We start from the raw sequence: 6475 nt of genomic DNA, 5'->3' as shown, positions 1-6475 counted from the left end.
GCGGCGTGTCGGTGCCGAAGTCCGCGTGACGGTACGCGCGCTCGGCCGGCACGCGCGCTCGGCCGGTGCGGTCGGTCCGCGCGTGCGGGTGCTCAGGTCGTGCGGAGGCCGTCGAGCGCGATGCGCACGATGTCGTGCCCGAGGCGGTCGCCGTCGACACTCCCGCCGGGGCGGTACCACTCGACGACCGAGTTGATCATGCCGAACAGCAGGCGCGCGGCGACCGCGGCGTCGACATCATCGCGCACGCTGCCCTCCGCCTGCGCCTCGGCGACGAGGGCGGTGACGCGGTGGTCGAACACGCGTCGGCGCTCGAGCGCCGCCTGCTCGACGGCGCTGTTGCCGCGCACGCGCAGCAGCAGGGTCACAGCGGGCAGCTGGGCAACCAGCACGTCCGTTGCCCCCGTGAGGACGAAACGAAGACGATCGGATGCCGCGCCCTCACGGGCACCGGGCTGGTCGAGAACGGCCTCGAGGCCGCCGAGCGCCGCTTCGAGGGCGACCGCCAGGAGCTCTTCCTTCGAGGCGAAGTGGTGGTACAGCGCCGACTTGGTCAGACCCAGGCGACGGGCCAGGTCGGCCACACTCGTCGCGTCGTATCCCTGCTCGTTGAAGAGCTGCACCGCGACGGCGAGCAGACCCTCACGGTCGTACCCGGGACGCCCGCGGCGCGCGGGAGCCGTCGTCGTCGCAGAGGGGTCGGCAGCGGTCACGCACTCAGTGTGGCACTTCGATCGAGCGTTTCCGCGTCAGCGCGCGTCCCGCCACGAGTGCTGCGGGTCGTAGCCGAGCAGGCGGCGCGCCTTGTCGATCGACAGCAGCGTCGTGTTCTCGCCCAGATCACCGCGCGTCTCGACACCGGGGAACACCTCGGCGACGAGCTCGGCGTTGGGGCGGGTCATGACGGTGTCGGCCGCCGCGATGATGAACGTGTCGAACCCGGCCGGCGCCTTCTCGAGGGCGCGCTCGACGGCTTGGGCGCCGTCACGCGCATCGATGTAGCCCCACAGGTTCCATTTGCGGGTGCGCGCGTCGGCGTCGAACGGGAACTCGGCGTAGTCGTCGGGCACCATGACGTTCGAGAAGCGCAGGGCCGTGATCGACAGTTCGGGGTTCCAGCGCACCAATTCGACGGCCAGGCGCTCCTCGAGCGTCTTGACCAGCGAGTACACCGACTCGGGCCGCGGGGCGTACTGCTCGTCGACCGGGATGTAGGGCGGGTCGATGTCGAACGGCAGACCCAGCACCGTCTCGCTGGAGGCGTAGACGATTCGCTGGATGCCGAGGCGCACGGCGGCCCAGAACACGTTGAACGTGCTGGTCATGTTGTTGTGGAAGGTCGCCACGTCGGACCGGATGCCGGGGGCGGGGATCGCACCGAGGTGCACGAGGGCATCGATGCCGTCGTGCTGATCGTTCACTCCCGCGAGCGCGTCGATGACCTGGCCGTAGTCGGTGAGGTCGACCTGCACGAAGCCAGGACCGCGCTCGCCGCGGATGTCGAAGCCGATGACCTCGTGACCGGCCGCGCGGAGTTCGCGCGCGACGACGGTGCCGAGTTTTCCGGACGAGCCGGTGAGGGCGATGCGCATGGGGCTCCTTGGTGTCGAAGGGACACCGTCGACGCTACCGCCGACCCCCGACATCGGGGCCGTTGGCGGAAGGCGGAGATCGGATGCCATGTCTCGGCGTCCGCGTCAAGCTCTGTGGGCGGTTTCGTCCGGGGTGTTTCGCTATGTGGACGGAACCGACTCGCCAGCACCCGGGTCCGCACGTGACACCGACAGGAACCCGATGACCGCTTTGTCCACCGCCACAGACGCGTTCCTCGCGTCGCGGGCGGCTGATGGCGACCAGCTGGCTTTCGGAGTGCTGGTGCGTCGACACGCGCCGTTCCTCGTCGCGTTCGCCACGCGCCTCACCGGCTCGCGCGCCGACGCCGACGACTGCGTCCAGGAAGCGTTGATCACCGCGTGGCGGCGCCTGCCCGATCTCACCGATCCCGAGAAGGTACGCAGCTGGCTGACCACGATCGTGTCCCGGAAAGCGACCGATCGACTCCGCGCCCGCAAGCTCTCCGACCAGATCGATGAGCAGATGGTCTCTGCGAAAGACGACCCCGAGCGCTCGGCTGTGGCATCGTCGCAGATGGACGCGCTGAAAAAGGTGTTGTCCGAGCTGCCCGAGGAATTGCGCGTGGTCTGGGTTTTGCGCGAGGTCGGCGGTCACAGCTACGACGAGATCGCCGTCGAGGTCGGCGAGAACGCGGCCACGGTTCGCGGTCGACTCGCCAGGGCGCGAAAGATCGTGCTCGAACGCATGCAGGACTGGAGGTGACGGGATGAGCGACGACATCGGGGGCTCGGGCTACTCGCTCGAGGATCTCTCCGCCTACCTCGACCGCGGGCGCGTTCCGCGCATCGCCGCGATCGAGCGCAACGCGGAATGCCAGGCCGTTCTGGCATCCATGGAACGGATGGGGCGTCTCTCTCGAGAGATCGTCGAAGAACAGGCTGCCGAGCCTCTGGCCGAGTCCTGGTACGACTCGATCATGCGCGAGGTGATGCGAGAGTTCCGCGCGGGCCGCGACATCCCCCTCGTTCGAGGCTCCGACGGTGTCGAGATCGTCGTGACGGAGGGGGCGCTCTACGAGCTCATCCGTTCCGTCGGTGACGGCGTCGACGGCGTGCTGGTGGGGCGCGTGCGCCTCCAGCAGAACGAGCCCGATGCGCCCCTCGACGTGCGTGTCTCGGTCAGTGTGCGCTTCGGCCGTGCCATGGCGGATGCCGTGGAAGAGATGCGCGAAGGGATCCGCGCCGCGATCCAGCGACACGGCGACCTGCGGGTGGGGCGCGTGGACGTCACCGTGGGCGACGTGCACGTCGACGGAGAGGAAGACCAATGACCGACCTGACCACCGCCGCCTTCGCGCCGCGCATCGACCTCGCCGTCACCGCCACCGAGGGGGTGCGTGAGATGTACTCGGCACGCCCCCTCGTCGCCCGCGCCGTCGAGCGTGCCGTCGACGCCGAGGGGTCTCTCGCCGCGGTCGAGGAGGTCGACGGTGCACGTTCGATCACCGTCTGCATCGGCGTCTCGGCCCAGGACGACACGGTCGCGGTCGCCTCCGCGGTGGCCGCTGCGGTGCGCGGAACCGACGACGCGGCCGCGGGGGCGACCGTGCGGGTGCGCGTCGGGCGCCTGGTGGCCCCCGCCACCTGAACATCTTCTCGGCCCCGGCAAAGGGACGCCGCAATACGCTGGATGCACCGCTCCCATCCTCCCGGAGGCCGAATGCCCACGCCGCCCGTCATCGCCGTCACCGGTTCCACCGGAGCCGTGGGGGGCCGTGTCGCCCGCGACCTCGCCGCCCGCGGCATCCCTCAGCGTCTTCTCGTGCGTGACGCTTCTCGTGCCCCGGCGCTCGAGGGGGCCGAGGTGCACGTGGCCCGGTACTCGGACGCGGATGCCGCGCGCGCGGCCCTGCAGGGCGTCGAGACCCTCTTCATGGTCTCGGCCTCCGAGACGTCCGACCGCGTGGAGCACCATCGCGAGTTCGTCGAGGCCGCCGCCGCGGCGGGCGTCCGCTCGATCGTCTACACGTCGTTCCTCGCGGCCGCCCCGGATGCCGTGTTCACGCTGGGCCGCGATCACGCCGCGACCGAGGAGATCATCCGCGCCTCCGGCATGCGGTGGACGTTCCTGCGTGACAACTTCTACATGGACATGATGGAGCTCTTCGCGGGCGACGACGGCGTCATCCGGGGTCCCGCGGGCGACGGGCGATGCTCACTGGTCTCGCGCTCCGACGTCGCGGCCACGGCCGTGTCGGTCCTTCTCGATCCGACCGCTCACGCCGACACCGCATACGACCTCACCGGCCCCGAGGCCCTCACCATGACCGAGGTGGCTGAGAAGATCTCCGCCGTCCGCGGCCACCCCGTGCGCTTCCTCGACGAGACCGTCGACGAGGCCTACGCCTCGCGCGCGGCGTTCGGCGCCCCCCGCTGGCAGGTCGACGCGTGGGTGAGCACCTACACCGCCATCGCGAGCGGCGACCTCGCCGGCGTCTCGACCGATGTCGAGCGGGTCACGGGCCGCCCGGCGCAGAGCTTCGAGGAGTTCCTGGGCGCTGTCGCGTGAGCATCGACGACGTCGGGTATGCTGGCGGCGTGCTGACCTGTCGCTGTTGTCGCTGAACGCTTTTCCGCGTTCTCTTTCGACGACCCCGTCAGCCGCGCCCGTACGGGCGCACAAACCCCTCAGGATGCCATCGTGCGTTACGCCCAGAGCGTCGCCGACCTCGTCGGCAACACCCCCCTCGTCCGTCTGACCCGCGTCACCGACGGCATCGCCGCCACGGTCCTCGCGAAGATCGAATACATCAACCCCGGTGGTTCGGCGAAAGACCGGATCGCCGCCAACATCATCGACGCCGCCGAGCGCGACGGACACCTGAAGCCGGGTGGCGTGATCGTCGAGCCGACCAGCGGCAACACCGGTGTGGGTCTCGCGCTCGTCGCGCAGCAGCGCGGGTACCGGTGCGTCTTCGTCGTTCCCGACAAGGTCGCCGAGGACAAGCGCGCGGTCCTGCGGGCGTACGGGGCCGAGGTCGTGGTGACCCCGACCAATGTCGAGCCCGACGACCCGAACTCCTACTACAGCGTGTCCGACCGCCTCGTGCGCGAGATCCCCGGTGCTTACAAGCCGAATCAGTACGCGAACCCGAACGGGCCCCGCAGCCACTACGAGACCACCGGGCCCGAGATCTGGCGCGACACCGATGGTCGACTGACCCACTTCGTCGCCGGCGTCGGAACCGGCGGCACGATCAGCGGCACCGGTCGGTACCTTCGCGAGGTCGCCGGAGACGCCGTGCGCATCGTCGGTGTCGACCCCGTCGGCTCGATCTACTCGGGGGGCGATATCCACGGGTACGACGTCGAGGGTGTGGGCGAGGACTTCTGGCCGCCCGCTTTCGACCCGACCGTCGTCGACGCCTACGAGCGCGTGTCCGATGCCGAGTCGTTCGCGATGACCCGCCGCCTCGCCCGCGAGGAGGGCCTTCTCGTCGGGGGATCGAGCGGCATGGCCGTCGTCGGCGCTCTTCGCGTCGCCCGCGATCTCCCCGCCGACGCGGTCATGGTCGTCGTGCTGCCGGATCACGGACGCGGCTACCTCAGCAAGATCTTCGACGACGACTGGATGTGCGCGCGCGGCTACGACGTCGAGCCCACGGCATCCCTCATCCCCACCCCCTCCGAGGAGCACTCCGCATGAGCACCCACGACGCCGCCCGCGGCTTCGACAGCCTCGCCGTCCACGCGGGCCAGGCCTTCGACGAGACCACCGGCGCGGTCATCCCGCCGATCCACGTCTCGACGACCTACGCGCAGGACGGCATCGGCGGCCTCCGCGGCGGATACGAGTACGGCCGCAGCGGCAACCCCACGCGCACGGCGCTCGAGACGCAGATCGCCGCCCTCGAGGGAGGCGCTCGGGCGCTGTCGTTCGCTTCGGGTCTCGCCGGAGAGGACGCCCTGCTGCGCGCGGCCCTGGTCCCCGGCGACGAGGTGCTGCTCGGCAACGACGTGTACGGCGGCACGTACCGGCTGCTCGCGCGCGTGCTCGGCCCGTGGGGCGTGAAGCTGCGCGTCGTCGACATGAGCGACCTGGATGCCGTCGCCGCGGCGATCGAGGAACGCGCGCCGAAGATGGTCTGGGTCGAGACCCCCAGCAACCCGATGCTGCGCATCACCGACATCGCGGGTCTGGCGCGCCTGGGCCACGCGGCCGGCGCGATCGTCGTGGTCGACAACACATTCGCGTCGCCCGCCCTGCAGCGACCGATCTCGCTCGGTGCCGACGTCGTGGTGCACTCCGCGACGAAGTACCTCGGGGGGCACAGCGACGTCGTCGGCGGGGCGCTCGCCTTCGCGGACGCCGACCTCGCCGAGAAGGTGCAGTTCCTGCAGTTCGCCGCGGGTGCGGTCTCGGGACCGTTCGACGCCTACTTGACCACGCGAGGCATCAAGACGCTCGCCGTGCGCATGCAGCGCCACAGCTCCAATGCGCAGGCCGTGGCCGAGCACCTCGCCGGTCACGACCGGGTCGCACGGGTGTACTACCCCGGGCTGCCGGAGCACCCCGGCCACGCGCTCGCCGCGTCGCAGATGAGCGGCTTCGGGGGCATCGTGTCGCTCGAGCTCGCCGACGGTGCCACCGCCCGCCGCTTCGCCGAGTCGACGCGCCTGTTCACCCTCGCCGAGTCGCTCGGCGGCGTCGAGTCGCTGGTGAACTATCCGGATGCCATGACCCACGCCTCCGTGCGGGGGACCGAGCTCGCGGTGCCCGACACCATCGTGCGTCTGTCGGTCGGCATCGAGTCGGTCGACGACCTGGTCGCCGACGTCGACCGGGCGCTCGCTTCGCTCTGAGTCCGGCGCCGGGGCCCCGGCCCCCGCGCATAAACGCG

The 6475-nt window shown here is 70.5% G+C and carries 8 protein-coding genes; 6 read left to right on the top strand and 2 right to left on the bottom strand.

The window, feature by feature from the left end; all coding sequences use genetic code 11:
- Nucleotides 1-92: 92 nt before the first annotated feature.
- Together NS283_RS14845 and NS283_RS14840 are read right to left on the bottom strand one after the other, a co-directional pair.
- A complete protein-coding gene (locus NS283_RS14845) occupies nucleotides 93-713 on the bottom strand; it encodes a TetR/AcrR family transcriptional regulator (RefSeq protein ID WP_058597628.1) in 621 nt (206 codons plus the stop codon).
- 36 nt (nucleotides 714-749) lie between these two features.
- Complete coding sequence (locus NS283_RS14840; RefSeq protein WP_058597627.1) at nucleotides 750-1592, bottom strand: NAD-dependent epimerase/dehydratase family protein; 843 nt, start codon at nucleotides 1590-1592, stop codon at nucleotides 750-752.
- Nucleotides 1593-1794: 202 nt separating this feature from the next.
- Here NS283_RS14840 and NS283_RS14835 point away from each other — a divergent pair, with 202 nt between their 5' ends.
- The 6 genes from NS283_RS14835 to NS283_RS14810 all read left to right on the top strand — a co-directional run bounded on the left by NS283_RS14835 (nucleotide 1795) and on the right by NS283_RS14810 (nucleotide 6437).
- On the top strand, nucleotides 1795-2337 hold the full coding sequence (locus tag NS283_RS14835; protein ID WP_058597626.1) for an RNA polymerase sigma factor: 543 nt from the start codon (nucleotides 1795-1797) through the stop codon (nucleotides 2335-2337).
- Between the two features lie 4 nt (nucleotides 2338-2341).
- Entirely contained in the window at nucleotides 2342-2905 is a 564-nt protein-coding gene (locus tag NS283_RS14830; protein ID WP_058597625.1) for a hypothetical protein, read from the top strand.
- Complete coding sequence (locus NS283_RS14825; protein ID WP_058597624.1) at nucleotides 2902-3222, top strand: hypothetical protein; 321 nt, start codon at nucleotides 2902-2904, stop codon at nucleotides 3220-3222. Before NS283_RS14830 ends, NS283_RS14825 begins: the two co-directional genes overlap by 4 nt.
- 72 nt (nucleotides 3223-3294) lie before the next feature.
- Complete coding sequence (locus tag NS283_RS14820; RefSeq protein WP_058597623.1) at nucleotides 3295-4143, top strand: SDR family oxidoreductase; 849 nt, start codon at nucleotides 3295-3297, stop codon at nucleotides 4141-4143.
- Between the two features lie 132 nt (nucleotides 4144-4275).
- The gene (locus NS283_RS14815; protein WP_058597622.1) at nucleotides 4276-5280 is read left to right on the top strand and encodes a pyridoxal-phosphate dependent enzyme; all 1005 of its coding nucleotides are present in this window, start codon (nucleotides 4276-4278) and stop codon (nucleotides 5278-5280) included.
- Nucleotides 5277-6437 carry a cystathionine gamma-synthase gene (locus NS283_RS14810; RefSeq protein ID WP_058597621.1) on the top strand — a complete coding sequence of 387 codons (1161 nt, stop codon included), beginning with the start codon at nucleotides 5277-5279 and terminating at the stop codon, nucleotides 6435-6437. The genes NS283_RS14815 and NS283_RS14810 overlap by 4 nt, the downstream gene beginning before the upstream one ends.
- Nucleotides 6438-6475: the final 38 nt, after the last annotated feature.

The organism is Microbacterium testaceum (assembly GCF_001476285.1).
GTDB lineage: Bacteria > Actinomycetota > Actinomycetes > Actinomycetales > Microbacteriaceae > Microbacterium > Microbacterium testaceum_B.
The sequence above is the reverse complement of the archived record's forward strand: the minus strand, read 5'-3'. Positions and strand labels throughout refer to the sequence as shown.